This is a genomic window from Rhizobium sp. SG570 (assembly GCF_012275345.1).
GTDB classification, from domain to species: Bacteria; Pseudomonadota; Alphaproteobacteria; order Rhizobiales; family Rhizobiaceae; genus Rhizobium; species Rhizobium lusitanum.
The window spans coordinates 109,093-126,099 of the sequence record NZ_JAAZQI010000015.1; the positions used below are offsets into that span (position 1 = coordinate 109,093).

The following is a 17,007-nucleotide window of genomic DNA, read 5'->3' on the forward strand; positions in this document are numbered from 1 at the left end:
CATCCTTTCGTCAGAGCAGGGGCCGCTCGGCGGCGCGTGCCGGCCAGACGGCAATCGGTTTTGATTGTCCCTTCAATGAGATGGAGAGACGGGTGAAACTATTGATCGAGGTGTAAAGACCGAAAAACCGATCGAGAACGCTGCCAAAGAGATAGGCCGAAGGCCGGTCGATCGCCGCGGGATCGAATTCCAGCCGGATATCGGTGCCGGGAACCATGCCGCCACTGCCTAGACGGGTCATCGAGCTCTTCGCCTCGATCCGCACCAGGGCATCGGCAAGCTGTCTGGTCTCGCGGCTGTCGCGGAAAGCATAGAGCGAAAAGATGTCCTTCAGCGCGGCCCCGTCATTGTCGAAAATGGAGAGATGGTTGAGCTGCAGATGCGACATGAGCCGCCAGTTGCGGCCTTGCTGCTCGTTCATCCGCACGGAAGGGGTGGGGGCCATCAGGGCCTCGACGGCGCCCACCGCTTCGCTACCGGAGGCAAGCTGCAGATAGGGATGGCCGCCGCCGAACGGCAGTTGTTCCGGCAGTTCGCGATTGAGGCAGAGCGCGTCAATGCTGGCGATCTTGTCTACAGGCCCACTGGGGCGGTGTGCGCGATCCACGAAGGCAATTTCCATGTCCGAGGTGCCGTCATCGGCATCGAAACGGCGAGCGCATTGCCAGAACAGCGACGAGGCTCCACCCTTCAGGGTGCGGCCGAAGAAGGGCTGGCAATGCTCCTCCTCGCCGGCGCGTCCGGACACGAGCACTCTGTCGATCGCATAGATCTCGCGCGTCTTCTGCCGTCTGGCGTCCGGCAGGACACGGTATTCGGTGCGCGTGCCGTCAAGCGCGATCGGCTCGCAGGTCTGGAGGAACAGATTGACCACCGGCGTCGCGTTGAGAACGAAATCGCGTGCCGAGATCGTCCGCTCCAGCTTTGCGCTGGTTTCGTCGAGATAAATGAAGATCTCCAGCGTTTCTCCTTGCCAGGCTTTCAGGCCGACAATGTCGATGAAGAGGAACTTCTGCGGCAGCGCGAAAAATTCGGTCAGCAACCGGTAGCCGGCAAAGCTTGAGGCGGGATAGGGCAGTATGGCCTCGTCCGGTTCGAATCCGACCGGCCGCAGCGCCCTGGCCGGCAGCATCACGGGGGCCCGATCATCCGCATGATGCGCAAGCGCGATGCCGAGGGTGTGGTTGACGAGAAGCTCGTGGATGGCGACCGCCTGCTGCCAGGACGAGCCGATGTGCAGCCGGAGCCGATCAAGGCCGATTTCGCTCAACGGCTTGTTCGTGTCGCGCGCGCGGATCGACAAACGCAGGCAACCGGCAGCACCGGCATGCGGCGAGGGCGGCGCGCTGATCGGATGGCCCGCCAGCGAAGCTGAGACGATCTCGATCGGCGCAACCTCGGTATCCTGGGTCGTGCGAAAGCGGCAGCTCTCGCCGCCGATCGGCTCGGCGAAGATTTCCGTGTGACGCGGAACAGTCTGAACCGAGGCAAGCGTGTTGCTCGGCGCAAAGCGCACGATGCTCATCGAGGGCAGCGGCGCGAGATAATGCGGGTAGAGCGTTTCGAGCAGGCCGTCGGTCAGTTCCGGAAACTCGTCATCGAGTTTCTGACGCACGCGAGCGGCCGAATAGGCAAAACTCTGGATCAGCCGCTCGACATGGGGATCATCGGCCACTTCACCGGTCAGGCGCAGACGGCCGGCGATTTTCGGAAAGGCGTCTGCGAAACGCGCAGCACGGCGGCGGATGGCGGCGAGTTCGTCATTGTATCGCTGCAGGAAGCCGTCAGCCATTGCCGGCCTCCACAAGGAAACGCTGCGTCGACGGATCGATCGTCGATTCAAAGCTGATCGGCGGCATGCCCTCATGCACCCGGAATGTCGCCTGGATGCGCATGCGCAAGGCGCGTTCGCCGTTGCCGCGGCTCTTCAGGATGCTCACGCGCACGTCGGAAAGGCGCGTCTCGAAAAGGGCGATCCGCCGCTCGATCAGGCGGGCAAGACGGCTCTTGGCTTCATCCGTGACGAGGTTTGCCGACACCATGCCATCGACGCCGAAGGATACCAGCGCATCGCCGAGTTCCTCATAGATCGAAGGCGGTGCGGTCGGGCAGCGTCGGGTGTTGAGCAGCGCTTCCAGATCGCGGCGGATGCATTCGCGCAGCTCGCGCAATTGTTCGGCTGCCGTCAGCGGCGAGTCCTGCAATCGATCCGGGTTCTCGTCGATCAGCCGATCGATGATCGATCTGGCGACGATCCTCTCCCGGGGCCTGTAGCGTTCGAGGGGGTCAACCATGGGCGGCTCGCCTTGTCTCGTCGGCGTTGCGGGACACGGCTTCCAGCATCTCAAGGTCATGGAAGGAGACGAGGTCGTCGCCGGCCAGAAAGCACTTCTGGCCGCGGCCGGTGGTGATGCCCGTGGGCTCCTCGATCCATTCTGTTTCGCGGCCGAGCAGCAGCTTTGCCCCTGTCGTTCCGTGATAGATCGCGGGCAGGAGAACCGTCGCGATGGCGCCATCGGCAAGCTCCAGTTCGGCCACACGGAAGGCGAGATCGCGCGGGCGCGATATGGGCTCGAGGCGAACAGCGGCGATCCTGGAAAAATCGATCCAGAGATAGGCTCCCCCGGTCATGATCGCTTCGAGCGCATGCGGAATTCGGTCGTCGAGATCGCGGAAATCCGAAACCGGCTGGCCGTTCCAGCTCATCGGCCGTTCACCCCTGAGTTCCTCGAAGGATTGAAGTGCTGCTGCCGTTTCCGGAGAGCCGTCGCGATGTGCAACCGCCACCTTCAATGCCGCCTGGTCGAGCACGGTCGGGCCATTCGGGAAATCCGGAGCGGCCGCCTTATCGAACCAGGCAGACCGCGCTGCCATCGCCCGCAACTGATTGCGCAGCAAGGCAAAGCCCATCGTGTCTTCCGGAGCGAAGGTGGCAGCGAGATTGCACTGAGCATCCGCGCGCGCATAGTCGCCGGCAAGGATCAGCAGGTCGATGAAGAGATGTCTGGCGTCCTTATCGCCCGGCGCCACCTTCAAATGCGCCTTCGCCTGCTCGATCGCATTCTCGAGCGCATTTTCGCGGAGTGCTTCGGCGATCTTTGCGGAGAGAGTCATGCAGACATCCTTTGCGGCGCGTTTGCGGGACGGGAGAGCGCTTGCGTCGAGTTCGCTGCCTCCGCAATGAGATGGAAACTTGTCGACACGTCGTCGAGCTGGAAATGCGGCTGCAGCCGCACCGTGCAGGCAAACATGCCCGGCTTGCCGGGAATCTCGTCGACCGTGATGCCAGCCGAGCGCAATGGGAAGCGGATGCGCAACGGCACATCGGCATCGTCGTTGCCAAGGGTGTAGCTGGAGAGCCAGTCGTTGAGCTTGCGCTCGATCGAGACTGTGTCGGCAAGTCGGCCGATCTCGTCGCGCATGATGACCTTGAGGTAGTGCGAGAAGCGGGAGGCGCAGAGCACATATTGCAGCATGGCGGCGATGCGCGCGTTCTGCCGCGCCTGCTCGCTCGAATAATGCGGCGGCGCATGCAGCGACTGGTTGGAATTGAAGATCACCGAGGAGGAAAGATAGGTGGTTGCGACCGGCACGAGGCCGAGCTCGCAGAGTTGCTGCTCCTGAGTATTGGTCAGGCGTATTTCGACCGGCGCCTGTTGCGAAAGCCCATGACTTTCGGTCCCGAGATCATAGGGTGCCAGCTCCTGCGTGCTAAGCAAGCCGCCATCGACCGCATCCTGGGTCACACCGCGAATATCGGCGAACCATCCGGATTCGATGAAGTTGCGAATGACGATCATTGCAAAGGCAAAGGCGCCATTGCCCCACAGCAGGGTGCTGCCGTCGGCGGCAATGCTTTCGCGGAACGGAAATTGATCGTCGCGTTCACGTGCGAACGCTTCATAGGGCGAGCGCATCAGGATTCGCGGCGCGACAAGTCCCAGAAAACGCGAGTCTTCCCGCGCACGAAGCCCGTTCCAGCGAATGCGGGTGGGATCATAGGCGAGCCAGGAGAAATCCTGGACCCGGTTCAATTCGTTGAAGTGCTGCAGGCCGATCGCCTGCGGCGAAGCGGCCGCGACGAAGGGGCAAAAGGCGGAGGCGGCGGCCATGCCGATCTGGGTCAGAGCGCCGATCGTATCGCCGCCGCTTGGATCCTGGGGCGACAGTTCGTAGTCGCCGATCAACAGGCCGAAGGGCTCGCCGCCGGGCATGCCGAATTCGCGGCTGTAAACCAGCTCGAAAAGATGGCTCTGATCGAAATCGGTCGTGCGCTCAAGATGGCGCGACAGCTGTGCCCAGCTGACGCTCAGGAGCTTGATTTTCACGTCATCCGATTGCCCGGTGTGGTGCACCAGCATGGCAAGCCCGCGCCACCGCGCTTCCATCGCCTGGAACTCGGGATGGTGCAGGATAGCGTTGACCTGCCGGTTAAGGGCATCGTCGATCATGGCGATCACGCGATGCACCTGACGGGGCCAGGCGGCTCTCGATTCCATCGTCGTCGCGATCATCTTGGTTGACTGAAGGCGCGCGGCGGGATGACCGCCGCGCGGTCTCCCCCTAGTTCTTGCTCGGAATACGGGCGACCATTCGCAGCGAGGTGGTCAATTCCTCCATCTGAAGCCAGGGTCGCATCCAGGCAACGGCGTTGTAGGAGCCGGGCTTGCCCGGAACCTCCTGGACCGTCACCTTCGCATCGCGCAACGGATACTTGGCGCGCGATTCCTCGCCTGCGTCGTCGTTGGCGTTGACGTAGTTGGAGATCCAGCGATTGAGCCAGTTTTCGCAGTCCTCGGCTTCCATGAAGGAACCGATCTTGTCGCGGCCCATCACCTTGAGATAATGCGCGAAACGCGACGTCGCCATCATGTAGGGCAGGCGAGCGGAAACCGCCGCGTTGGCTGTCGCTTCCGGCTTGTCGTAGAGCTTCGGCTTATGCGTGGTCTGCGCACCGAAGAACACGGCATAGTCGGTGTTTTTGTAGTGGCAGAGCGGCAGGAAACCGAGCTTGCCGAGCTCCGCGTCACGACGGTCGGTGATGCCGACTTCGGTCGGGCACTTGAGATCGAGGTCGCCGTCGTCGCTCGAGAAGATATGCATGGGCAGGTTCTCGACCTTGCCGCCGTTTTCGGCGCCGCGGATGGCCGTGCACCAGCCGCTCTGCGCGAAAGCGTCCGTCAGCCGCGTGCCCATCACGTAGGACGCGTTCATCCAGCAATAGGAATTGTGCTCGAGTTCGCCGGTCGTGGAATGCTCTGTCTCGTCGAAGCCGAATTCGTCGATCGGGTTGGTCTTCGGCCCGTAGGGCATGCGGGCAAGGACACGGGGAAGCGCGAGCGTGACGAAGCGCGAATCCTCGCTGTCGCGCAGGCTGCGCCACTTCGCATATTCCACCGTCTCGAAGATCTTTTCGAGATCGCGCGGACGGGCAAGCTCACGATAGTCGTCGAAGCCGAACATGCGGGGGCTTGCCGCTGAAATGAAAGGGGCAAAAGCGGCTGCGGCGATCGATGAGATGGCCTGCAGCGTCTGCACGTCGTCGAAGGAATTGTCGAATTCGTAGTCGCCGATGATCGCACCCATGGGCTCGCCGCCCGGTGTGCCGAATTCGTCTTCGTAGATCGACTTGAAGAGCCGCGACTGATCGAATTCCACGGCCTTTGCCAGATCCTTCGAGACGTCGCGTTTCGATGCGTTGAGCACGCGGATCTTCAGATTGACGCTGGTTTCGCTATTCTTGACCAGATAGTGCAGCCCGCGCCAGCTGCCCTCCAGCTTGGCGAACTCAGGCGATTGCATGATGGCCGCGAGCTGCCGGGAGATCTTGCGATCGAGTTCGGCAATGGCGTTGTTGAGGGTGACCGTCAGGTTGCGGTCGTAGGTGACAGTGCCCTTCAAGGCCTGGTCGGTCAGCGTCCTCAGGAGGTCCTGGGCGCGATCGGGTTCGGTTTGCCGGGTTGCTGAAACGATCTGCGTCAGCAGATCTTCCTCGGGCGCAAACTCGGCCTCTTTGGTCTTCAACTGGCTTTCAGCGCTCATTTTTCGATCCTTACGGAAAATGCTGCGATATCGGTGAAGCTTGTGCGCCCGCCGCTATCGGCTGCTTGAAACAGGATTGGCCGATCCGCTTCGCGGACCGCCGATTGCTATCAGCTTGCCGCCGGCTTTTCGTGGGCGCCGAGTTCGGACATCAGCTTCGAAAGATCTGCCTTGTTTTGCAGGACCTCTTCGAGCAGCCGCTCCAGCTCTTCCGAACGGTCCGCCTTGCTCATCAGGTCGCGAAGCTGGTTGCGGGCGTCGAGCAGGGCCTTCAGCGCGGGGACCTGATTGACGACGGACCCGGGTTCGAAATCCGTCATGCTCTCGAACTTCAGCGAGACGGCAATATCCGAGCCGTTGCCTTCGAGCGTGTTTTCGACCGTGATGTTCAGACCGGGGGTCATGCGGCGCATCACGTCGTCGAAATTGTCCCGGTCGATCTGAACGAACTTGCGCTCGCCGAACGGCTTCAGAGGCTGGGTCGGATTGCCTGAGAAATCGCCGAGCACGCCGACGACAAAGGGCAGTTCCTTCACGACCATGGCGCCTTCGGTCTCCACCTCGTACTTGATGTGGACCCTCGGCTTGCGCACTCGCTCTAGTTTTTCATGAACACTCGCCATAAGCTTCTCCTTCAATCCCAAGCGGCAAAATTCGCTTTTCACATGTGGCGCAACTCGATTTTGGAAAGGGCGGGTTGCAAAAAGTTGTGTGGCAGGTTGTACCGGTCACCCGCTCTTGTTGGATTTCGGCTGAATTCCGGCGGCCGTCAGCACGGCGTTTCGAGCCTGCTGCTCCGGCAGCAATTCGGCCAATAGTTCCGAGAAATCCATACGCCCACGCCGCACCATCGTCTCGATCGCCATCGAGATCGGCGAATGCGGCTCGGTGCGACGGAAGTAGCGCGCAACGGCGAGCAACAGCTCGAAAGCCTCTTCGCGTGAGCCAATCGATTCGGCGCTCAAGGGCCGTGCACGCGGCTGAGCCGGTTCGTTCGTCCCTTCCGGCGGTCGCGGCACGACCTCGGCTTCGACTGGCTGTGCTTCGATGCCGGCAAGCGTGCGAAGCGCTGATGCGGCCTCAAGCAGGACATTGTGCGTGTTGGAGCTTGGTGGCGCCTTCGCTCCGCAGCGCTCGTTCAGGATGGAGACGAGCCGCTCGAAGGCGGCGATGCAGCCGTTGACATGTTCGAGATGGGCACTCATCGCCGAAGTGCCGGCTTCTATTACCGCCTGGTTCAGTTCCTCGCGTCGCCTGGTCTCGTTGGGTCGTTGCGAAAGCTGGAAATCCCAGAGCGAAAACTGGCCGAATTTCATGCCGGGCACGAGCGCTGTCAGCCTGATCGCCTGGATGATCGTGCCCTCGCCGCCGACCCCATTCAGCCCCGCCAAGGGCGCAAGACGCTCTTCTATGTCGTCCTCGCCGACCGAATGAAATTTCTCCCAATGCTTGTCTAAAAGCGACGCTATCGCCTGGTAGACATCCTTCAATCCCTCGAAACCGCGGAGACGTAGTTCTGCTTCCGCCAGCCACGCTAATACTTCGAGGTCCTTACTTTTTGAAGAAACAATCTGCAATCCAAGATTGCTGACGTCTGACCAAGCAGGTGAAAGGCTAATATTCTCACCAGGTGATATACCTCGTTCAGTAGCTCGAGCCTGGTTCCTTGCGTCTTTTATTCTATAGTATATTTCGCGCATAGAAGTATTGACGCGTATGTTTTCTCCGCATGGCGCATCTTCGTCAAATTGAGTCTCTATCTCACGAACATTGAGCAGGGGCTTAACTCCACATTTCCAACTACATCGCCTAAGCGCAAGATAGTTATGTCGATATATTTCGTTGTCAACTGTGTATATTCTGTAACGGATTTGTGACAATGCCAAATAGGAGGGCTTCGCAAAAATTAATGTTTGCGGGCTGGACACAATTGGATAACCGCCCTAGTTGTTCTCGCGGCATGGAGGATGCACTTAGTTTAGAAACCTAAGGAGGAAATTTCCACGTGTTCAACATCGATCTCAATCGTCTGATCAGAACGCTTGAGCCCGAATTGCGTGTGGGTCTTGAGGCTGCAGCGTCTCTCGCTGCGCGCGATCGGCATGCCAACGTGGATGTCGCACATTGGATACGTGCGTTGCTCGACGTATCTAAAGTTTGCTCGTTTTTTGAAGGGCTTAACGTATCTTCACACGCTCTGCGAGCCGAGCTTGATACCGCCGTCGCGGAGCTGCCGCGGGACGGCGGGACAGCACTGGTGCTATCCCAACACCTGCTTGCGCTGATGCGAGAAGCTTGGCTTGTTGCCTCGCTTCAATGTGGCCGGAACAGCATCGCCCTGGCCGACCTCCTCACCGCGCTGACCGACGATCAATCGCTGCGAATCATGGCCCGCGGCATGGCGCCTTCGCTGCGAAATCTCGACCGCAACGCGCTCGAAAAGCGGTTAAGTGCTGTATCGTCGACCGCTGGTGCAGCTTCATCGACGCCACATTCCGAGCCGATTCCTAGTGCCGGCGAGAACGAATTTCTGCGCCTTTACACCCGTGACATGACGGCCGATGCCAAGCTTGGCCGCATAGATCCCGTCATCGGACGCGACCGCGAACTCCGTCAGGTCATCGACATCCTGATGCGACGCAGACAGAACAATCCGATCCTGGTCGGCGAGGCCGGCGTCGGCAAGACGGCGGTCGCCGAGGCGCTGGCACTTGAGATTGCCGCCGGAAGCGTGCCGGATATGCTGAAGCCGGTTCGAATTCTGCTGCTGGATCTCAGCCTGCTCCAGGCCGGCGCGGGCGTGAAGGGGGAGTTCGAACGCCGCCTGCACGGTGTCGTTGCCGCGGTGCGGGCTTCAGCGGAGCCGATCATTCTGTTCATCGACGAGGCCCATGGCCTGATCGGCGCCGGCGGTCAGGCCGGGCAGGGCGACGCCGCCAACATCCTGAAGCCGGCACTGGCGCGCGGGGAGCTGAGAACGATCGCGGCAACGACCTGGAGCGAATACAAGCGCCACATCGAGAAGGATGCGGCGCTGACTCGACGTTTCCAGGTTGTTCAGGTGCTCGAGCCCGATGAGGAGACGGCTATCCGCATGCTGCGAGGCGTCGTCGACAGCTTCAAGGCTCATCACAAGGTTCGCATTCGCGACGAGGCGCTGGCCGCCGCCGTTCGCCTTTCGGCGCGCTACATCCCTGCGCGACAATTGCCCGATAAAGCGATCAGCCTCATCGATACGGCTGCTGCTGCCGTATCTCTGGCTCGACAAACTGTCCCCGAGGCATTGAAAGGCCTGCGCTACGAGCAGGAGATGCTGGAAGCCGAGGCCGAGGCACTCTCTGCCGAGCCGCCGGCGCCTGAACTCACCGCCCGCCTGGCCATCATCGAGAACGAGAAACGTGAAGTGATCGCCGAGATCGAGCGGCTGCAGACCAAGCTTAACGAGGAGATCCGGCTATCGAAGGAAGCCGACCGAATTGAAGCCTTGCTGAAAGATACCGACGCGCAGACGAGCGAAGACGGGACACCTGTGCGCGGCGACAATGTCGCGCTTTTCCCGCCCCATGGCTCGTCCCCGGAAACCATTCGTGCGGCGCTGGCGCAGGCGGAACGCAATCTCGCCGACTTTGCGGGAGAGATGCCCCTGGTTCCCCGGGTTGTCGACAAGGAAGTCATCGCCGGCATCGTCGCGCGCTGGACCGGTATTCCGGTCGGCAAGCTTCTGTCGGATCAGGTCGAGACGGTCAAGACGCTGGATGCCAGGCTCAAGGAGCGCGTCCTCGGCCAGGATGCCGTGATCGAGCGGATTTCGGCCGCCATGCGCTCCGCCCGTGCCGGACTTTCCGATCCGCGCCGCCCACCCGCCGTCTTCCTGCTCGTCGGCATGTCGGGAATCGGCAAGACCGAAACGGCGCTATCGCTGGCCGATCTTCTTTATGGCGGCAGCCAATATCTGACGATCATCAACATGTCGGAGTTCAAGGAAGAGCATAAGGTTTCGCTGCTGCTCGGATCGCCGCCCGGCTATGTCGGCTATGGCGAGGGCGGGGTGCTTACCGAAGCCGTGCGCCGCCGCCCCTATGGCGTCTTGCTGCTGGACGAGATCGATAAGGCCCATTCCGGCGTCCAGGAAGTGTTCTACCAGGTGTTCGACAAGGGAACGCTCCGCGACGGTGAAGGCCGCGATATCGATTTCAAGAACACCACTATCGTCATGACTGCCAATACCGGCTCGGAATTGCTGGCAGCCCTTGCCTCCGATCCGGAGACGATGCCCGAGGGCGAAGCGCTGGAAGCCCTGCTGCTTCCAGAACTGCAGAAACATTTCAAGCCCGCTTTCGTCGGCCGCACAACGGTTCTGCCCTTCCTGCCGCTGAATGGCGCGACGCTGAGCGGCATCGTCGACATCCAGATCGGTCGCATTCGCGATCGCGTCGCGGCATCGTACGGAACATCGGTGTCGCTGTCGGCAGAGGCCCGAGAGGCGCTGGTCGCCCGCGCCAAGGCGAGCGAAATGGGCGCCCGCGCCATCGAGACCATGATCGGACGCGATCTTCTGCCCGAACTGTCGACCTTCTTTCTCGATGCCGTTGCGGCGGGACGCAAGGTCGCCGGCATCACCATCAGTTTTGGCGATCACCGGTTCCTCATCGAGGAAAATCCGGTGGACGACAGTGAATTCGCTGGCCGCGAAACAGGCGGCACGGCGAATGAGGCAGCCCCGGACGAGAACCATGTCCGGATGCGGCATTAGACGGAAAGGTAACCCGCCTTGCAGCGACAAGGCGAATTCAATCCCAACAGGAGAGCTGAGAGCATGCCGATTTATCTGCAAATCGACGGAATTCAGGGCGATGCCACCCACGAACAGCACAAGAAGTGGATGGATATCGAAGTCATCCACTGGAACGTTTCACGCAACATGAAAACGTCGGCCGGTTCGGCAGCGAACCGCGAAGCTTCCGAGCCCACCGTTTCGGAAGTGATCCTGACCAAGGTCAGCGATTCCTCGTCGACCAAGCTGTTCCAGGAAGCATGCTCGGGCCGCACCGGCAAGCAGGCCGTGATCCATCTGGTAACGACCGGCAACCCGGGCGATACCTATATCGAATACACGCTCACCAATACGCTGATCGCCAGCTATTCGGTCGATTCCAATGGCGATCGCCCGGTCGAAACGATCAAGCTCAACTTCACCAAGATGGAAGTGAAGTACACGCCTTACGACGACTCGCAGTCGCCGCAGTCGCCGATGATCGCTTCCTACGACCTGGCAACGACCAAGGCTGCCTAACGATAGCACCGTTTTCCGGCGCGTTGCGATTAGACGCGCCGGAACCGTGTTCGATGCTAAATCGCCGCTGCGGCTGCGATTTGCACGTTTTTGACAACGTTTTTCATCGAGGTCGCCATGGTAGATTTTTCCGTTTCATCACCGGCGCTGCAAATGGAGCCGGTGAGGCAGACCGACCTTCCGCCAATGAGGCGTGCAGGCCGCGGTCCTTCCTATGATTACTTCTCCTATCCCAGTGGTCCGCGCGAATTCGCCGCCCGGAACCAGGCCATGGGTGCCGCTGCATCTCTCTTTCGGATGTTTTCCGAAAAAGCCAATGAAATGTCGCTGACGCACTGGCTGCAGCGATGGCTGCGCAACAACGAAGCCAACATCATCCGGGAGATGGACACCAACCATCATTCCGTGTTCGTTGCCCAGTTCAACTATTCCGTCACCGACGGCGAGACCCGGGCCTATATGGCACGAGGTGCCTATCTGCTCGGCACGGTCGCTTCACGTGCCGAGATCGGCAAGATCCTGACGCCGGAAGTGCTTTACGGCCCCGGCATGCACGAGACCTTGCCGAACGGCACGCTGTTTCAGATGGCCTATCTCGTCGGCGGCCGCAAGCAAGTGCTCGGTAGCGCCGGCAAGGCGGGTGCAGCGAGCTCACGGGTAGGATGACGCACAGATGAACGACCAGCCTTCGGCCAATGATTTCATCCAGGCGACCCGAAATCTAAGGGTCGTCTCGCCGCTTGGTACGGACCAGCTCCTGCCGGAGCGGGTGACGATAACGGAAGGCGTATCCTCGCTTTTCGATATCCGGCTTTCCGTGCGCGCCAAGCGGGAAGTCATCCAGCCGGAGGATTTGATCGGCCGCCTGGTGGATATCTCAATCGAAGTCCAACAGTCCGAAGATGGCGGCGACGGCGTTCGCCGTCCCTTCAACGGTCTGGTGACCTCTCTTCAGGAGGGGCCTCCAATCACGCGCGGGCTGCGCTCCTATTCAATGGTCTTGAAGCCGCAAATGTGGCTGCTGTCGCAGCGCTCGGACTGCCGCATATGGATGGACAAGACCAGCATCGACATCGTCGAAACGCTGTTTTCCGAGCATGGCATTCCGGCACCAGACCTCTCCGGCGTGGTCACGACACCGCCGCCACAGCATTATTCGGTGCAATGGAGCGAGACCGATCTGGACTATCTGACCCGCCGTTTTGAAGAGGACGGCCTGTTCTACTGGTTTTCCCATGAGAATGGCAGCCACCGGCTGCATGTCGCGGATGGCGCGAACTCATGGGCCGGACCGTCGCCATCAGCGCAAGGCGAGGGCAGGGTGCGTCTTGCACAGGGCTCGACCGACCGCAACCATATCAATGAATGGATGAAGCATTACGCTTATATCCCCGGTCAACGGGCTGGCGCCGACTGGAACTTCGAGACCCCGCAGATCGTGCCGGGCACCACCACGCCTTCGCTGGTGCAGATGCCGGGGGCGATGAAGCGCGAGCTCTACGAATATCCCGCCCGCATCGCCTCTGTCTCGGAGGCCGAGCGGGCGCAGAAGCTTCGCATGCAGGCGAGCGAGGCCGACCACAATCGCGTCGTCGGGCGTTCGACATCGCGGATACTGGAGGCGGGCCGGCGGTTTACACCCTATGAGGTTGCCCATCCCGAACATGTCTACGAGGAGCACGTGATCATCCGCGCGACCCATGTCGCCGTCGATCCCTCCTACGAAACCAACATGGATCAGCCGGAATATACCAACGAGTTCGAGGCGGTGCCGTCACGCGTGCCGATGACGCCGCATCGCAAGACCGAGCGGCCGCGCATCCGAGGTACACAGGTGGCCATCGTCGCCGGTCCCGCTGGCGAAGAGATCCATCCGGACCAATATGGCCGCATCAAGCTCTGGTATCCTTGGGACAGAAAGGCAAAGAAGGATGGTTCGGACACCTGTTGGGTGCGCGTCGCCCAGACCTGGGCGGGCGGCACCTGGGGCGGCCAGGTTATTCCGCGCATCGGCATGGAAGTCATGGTCGCCTTCATCGACGGCGATCCGGACAGGCCGCTGGTGACGGGCGTGGTGCCGAACCCGAGCAATGGCGTGCCCTACGACCTGCCGGGCAACAAGACCCGCATGGTCATGCGCTCCAACACGCACAAAGGCACCGGCTTCAACGAAATGACCTTCGAAGACGATGCCGGCCGCGAGAACATGTTCTTCCATGCGCAGAAGGACCAGACGACACGTATCCGCAACGACCGCACCAAACGCGTCGACCGCCACGAAGTCGCCTCCATCGGCGGCAACCGCGCCGTCGAGGTCAGCGGCAACCAGAAGCATGAGATCGGCGGATCGGTTAATACGGTGGTCGGTGGTACAGGCCCGATGGCGGTGGCCTTGATGGGAGCGGTGCAAGGGCTTTCGGGACAGACGGCCGGGCTACTTTCCCAGGCAGGTCAGATCGCCGGCGGAGGCGGAGCCGGCCTTGCCGCATTTGCCGGTACGCTGGCATCCTCTGCCCTTGGCTTCTTAAGTGCCGGCGGCCTTGGCAGCCGTGAAGGTGTCGTCTCTGGCCCCAGTCCGCGTGCCGATGCAGGTACGGCGCTGGCGGGATCGGGAAGTGGTGTTGGAAGCGCCGCGTCGGATCTTTTCCCGTTACCGGGGATCATGAATACCATTGTCGGCTCTTTCAAGTCGGATACTGTCGGTGTCGCCCGGGTTGAACAGATCGGTGTGAGCAAGGTCACGAATGTCGGTCAGACATCGCTCGAAAAGGTCGGTAAATTCAAGAAGGTGATCGTCGGCGAAGAGTTCGTCATCGAATGCGGTGCTTCGAAGTTCATCATGCGTCAGGACGGCACGGTCATCATCCTGGGGACGCATTTCAACTTCACGGCGTCCGGACCGACACAGATCAACGGCAAGGTCGTCGATCTCAATAAGCCAGGTGGCGGCTTTGCTGAGGCATCGCCGACATCGTCGGATACGACGGCGCAGGGCTGAGGCGCTGATGTCGGTCGATAACCGCACGCCTTTTCCGGCACTCGCTTTTCGCCAGTACAACCTGACGGGCGATCTGCTTGGCGTCGTTGTCGCCAGAGGCACGTTCAAGCTGGCGAATGGCGGTCCGCTGGTCATGGATAATGTCCAACGGCCATTGGTCATGTCGGATGCTTATGACGGCGATCCGCACCAGACGCCGCAAATGGCCTGCACGGATCTGGCACCGTTCAAGCCGGGCACGGACGTAACCTTCATCGGTGCCGCCTTTGCTCCGGACGGTGTGGCAGCTTCTTCGTGGATATGCGGCCTCAAAGTCGGTCCCGTTCAGAAACGACTGCGCGTCCACGGACCACGTTTCTGGCGTGCGAAGACCCGCAAGACCTGGCGCGGGCTGGTCGACAAGAAGAAAGAGGATGCCCTCGACGGCTGGGAGTTGACCGCGGGCGACGTCGTGACCCATGTCCCAATCGATTGGCGGTTTGCATTCGGTGGGCGGCTCGAGGACGGCGAGGCATTCGAACGGAATCCGGTGGGGGTTGGACTTGTCAACGAGGATCAATTCCTCGAAAGACCAGAATGGCCGGCGCCGCAGATCGAGGACGCGGATGCGCCCATTCGCTCTGTGAGTGATAGGCCAGCGCCGGCGGGCCTTGGTCCGCTTTCGCCATTCTGGGAGGATCGGGTCCAGAAAGCCGGTACCTATGACGACGCCTGGCTGAACGATCGGCATCCGCTGCTTCCGCGCGACTTCGATTTTTCCTTCTGGCAGGCGGCGCATCCCGACCTGGTGGCGGATCCCTGGCTACGGGGTGACGAGCCTTTCGAACTAGATCACCTTTTACCGGGACTGGGGATGTTTCGCGGTCGTCTCCCCAACATCCAGCTTGAGGTTACGATCGATCGGGGCATGGGGCCGGCGCGGGGTCCCATGGTGCTCGACGGTGTCCACTTCGACATGCGGCCCGGTGTCGGGCGTGTTTTCCTGACGTGGCGAATTGGTTTCCCCTGGCCGGAGCGCCGCGGCCTGCCGCGTCTTGCCTTCGCAATTTCCGTCCAAGGAGCGGCGTGATGGGCGAGAGGCAATTTCCAGACCCAATTTATGATGGGGACTTTGCCGCTCTTTATGGCCTCCCTCCCGATACCAAAATCATCGGCCCGCCGATGTCTGGCACGTTGCTTACAAAGACGCCGGACGGCAACAGCCCTATGCTCAAATATGACGGGCCCTGGCCACCTCCCAAGAAGGAGGCGGCCAAGCCTGTGGAGCAGACACGCCCCGCCGCGGCCGATCCCGCACCGCCCGAACTTATTCCCGATGATAGCAAAGCCATCGCCGTTTGCCTGTCGCCGGACGTGTGCAAATCACCCGATAAACCGGTTCCTTACATGTCTTGGGGCAAAGCTTCAGACAATCTGAACTATTCGCCTGATGTCCGTTCGAATGGCATGGTTATCAAGCGCCAGGACTCCAAGTTTTCACGCTGTTATGGCGATGAACCTGGCGTGGGATTGGGGTGCAAATCCAATACGGTTGGGGATGTCGTCGAACCGGTTACATCCTCGGGAATCGTGCGGGCAAATGGTATCTGGGTTCAGCGCCACAACGATCGCTGCACGCTGAATAACGGCAATACCGATGGGGAATATGTCTATGTCCAATCGACAGATGCGAAGAAGGCACCCGACGGCAGCGACAAGGACGACAGGGCTTGGTACGAAAAGGCTTGGGATTGGACGAGCCAGACGGCTAGCGATGCTGGAAAGGCTGTAGGACAGTGGGTGGAAGAGCACCCAAGAACCATGGGAGCAGTTCAGGCCGTTGGCGGAGCATTTGAAGCGATTGGCTCAAGCGCTCTTATCGTGGGGGGAACGGCCGCCGATGCCACCGTCGTTGGTGCGCCACTTGGCGTTGCCGGACAAGCAGTCGGTGTAGCTGGTCTGGTCAATGCTTCCGACAATGTTTCAACTGGCCTACGTCAGATGTGGTACGGCAAGCCACAGGAGACCGCAACGGTTCAAGCTACCGGCGCTGTGGTTTCGGCTTTAGGCGGAACACCAGAGCAGGTACAGACCGCGAAGACGATTGCTAGCGGCGGTCAGGTGGTCCTTGGGGGCGTTGCCGGCGCAGGCAGCGTACTGAGACAGACAGGCCAGACTGCTGCTCGAACTGCCGCTTCGGCGACTGATGATTTGGCGAGAGCAGAGGCTGGAACTGTAGCGAAGGAGGCTGAAGGGGCTGCAGAGAGTACAGCAAAGGTTAGCGGTGAGCAGGGAGCTAGGAGTACCCGCCTCAGTCGCTGGCTACGAAAGGACGTAAATGGGCGGAGAGTCTATCAGCGCGACGATTTAATTGATCCAAACAAAGTTGATGATTTAGGTCGAACTAACAAACAACGTATGGAAAAAGGACTCGCTCCTCTTGGCGACGACGGAAAGGAAATTAATTTACACCATCTGACACAGGATGAACCAGGTGCGATGGCCGAGGTGAAGAGCACTTTCCATTCTGAAAATGATCGCGTGCTACATATGTATTCAAATCAATATGATAAAATGTATCGTGATGCTGCCGGCAATTGGCATAGATACAGCAGTGCGCCTCCTTCAATGGATCGTGGGCCTTTCAATCAATGGAAGTCCGATTATTGGCGGACGAGAGCAAATGACTTCTAGG

General features: G+C 60.5%; 13 protein-coding genes. 6 read left to right on the top strand and 7 right to left on the bottom strand.

Annotated elements, in window-relative coordinates; all coding sequences use genetic code 11:
• Window positions 1-10 precede the first annotated feature (10 nt).
• The 7 genes from tssF to tssA form a co-directional block, all read right to left on the bottom strand.
• Window positions 11-1,792: a type VI secretion system baseplate subunit TssF gene (gene tssF / locus FHT28_RS26425; protein WP_168597810.1), complete on the bottom strand. Its 1,782-nt coding sequence runs from the start codon at window positions 1,790-1,792 to the stop codon at window positions 11-13.
• A complete protein-coding gene (gene tssE, locus FHT28_RS26430; RefSeq protein ID WP_168597811.1) occupies window positions 1,785-2,294 on the bottom strand; it encodes a type VI secretion system baseplate subunit TssE in 510 nt (169 codons plus the stop codon). Before tssE ends, tssF begins: the two co-directional genes overlap by 8 nt.
• Window positions 2,287-3,114: a type VI secretion system accessory protein TagJ gene (locus FHT28_RS26435; protein WP_168597812.1), complete on the bottom strand. Its 828-nt coding sequence runs from the start codon at window positions 3,112-3,114 to the stop codon at window positions 2,287-2,289. Before FHT28_RS26435 ends, tssE begins: the two co-directional genes overlap by 8 nt.
• Window positions 3,111-4,499 carry a type VI secretion system contractile sheath large subunit gene (gene tssC, locus FHT28_RS26440; protein WP_168597813.1) on the bottom strand — a complete coding sequence of 463 codons (1,389 nt, stop codon included), beginning with the start codon at window positions 4,497-4,499 and terminating at the stop codon, window positions 3,111-3,113. The genes FHT28_RS26435 and tssC (FHT28_RS26440) overlap by 4 nt, the downstream gene beginning before the upstream one ends.
• 64 nt (window positions 4,500-4,563) lie before the next feature.
• A complete protein-coding gene (gene tssC, locus FHT28_RS26445) occupies window positions 4,564-6,042 on the bottom strand; it encodes a type VI secretion system contractile sheath large subunit (RefSeq protein WP_037199572.1) in 1,479 nt (492 codons plus the stop codon).
• Between the two features lie 110 nt (window positions 6,043-6,152).
• Window positions 6,153-6,665: a type VI secretion system contractile sheath small subunit gene (tssB, locus tag FHT28_RS26450; protein WP_034511320.1), complete on the bottom strand. Its 513-nt coding sequence runs from the start codon at window positions 6,663-6,665 to the stop codon at window positions 6,153-6,155.
• A 105-nt stretch (window positions 6,666-6,770) separates the two neighbouring features.
• Complete coding sequence (gene tssA, locus FHT28_RS26455; RefSeq protein ID WP_168597852.1) at window positions 6,771-7,802, bottom strand: type VI secretion system protein TssA; 1,032 nt, start codon at window positions 7,800-7,802, stop codon at window positions 6,771-6,773.
• Window positions 7,803-8,047: 245 nt separating this feature from the next.
• On the opposite strand from tssA, the gene tssH reads away from it, so the two are divergent.
• From tssH to FHT28_RS26485, 6 genes are all read left to right on the top strand, one after another.
• Window positions 8,048-10,795, top strand: coding sequence for a type VI secretion system ATPase TssH (tssH, locus tag FHT28_RS26460; protein ID WP_168597814.1), 2,748 nt, complete (start codon window positions 8,048-8,050; stop codon window positions 10,793-10,795).
• A 63-nt stretch (window positions 10,796-10,858) separates the two neighbouring features.
• Window positions 10,859-11,335 carry a type VI secretion system tube protein Hcp gene (locus tag FHT28_RS26465; protein WP_034511314.1) on the top strand — a complete coding sequence of 159 codons (477 nt, stop codon included), beginning with the start codon at window positions 10,859-10,861 and terminating at the stop codon, window positions 11,333-11,335.
• Window positions 11,336-11,452: 117 nt separating this feature from the next.
• Window positions 11,453-12,001 carry a hypothetical protein gene (locus tag FHT28_RS26470; protein ID WP_092574930.1) on the top strand — a complete coding sequence of 183 codons (549 nt, stop codon included), beginning with the start codon at window positions 11,453-11,455 and terminating at the stop codon, window positions 11,999-12,001.
• 7 nt (window positions 12,002-12,008) lie between these two features.
• A complete protein-coding gene (tssI, locus tag FHT28_RS26475; protein WP_168597815.1) occupies window positions 12,009-14,333 on the top strand; it encodes a type VI secretion system tip protein TssI/VgrG in 2,325 nt (774 codons plus the stop codon).
• A 7-nt stretch (window positions 14,334-14,340) separates the two neighbouring features.
• Window positions 14,341-15,402, top strand: coding sequence for a DUF2169 domain-containing protein (locus tag FHT28_RS26480; protein WP_168597816.1), 1,062 nt, complete (start codon window positions 14,341-14,343; stop codon window positions 15,400-15,402).
• Entirely contained in the window at window positions 15,402-17,006 is a 1,605-nt protein-coding gene (locus FHT28_RS26485; protein WP_168597817.1) for a PAAR-like domain-containing protein, read from the top strand. Before FHT28_RS26480 ends, FHT28_RS26485 begins: the two co-directional genes overlap by 1 nt.
• Window position 17,007: the final 1 nt, after the last annotated feature.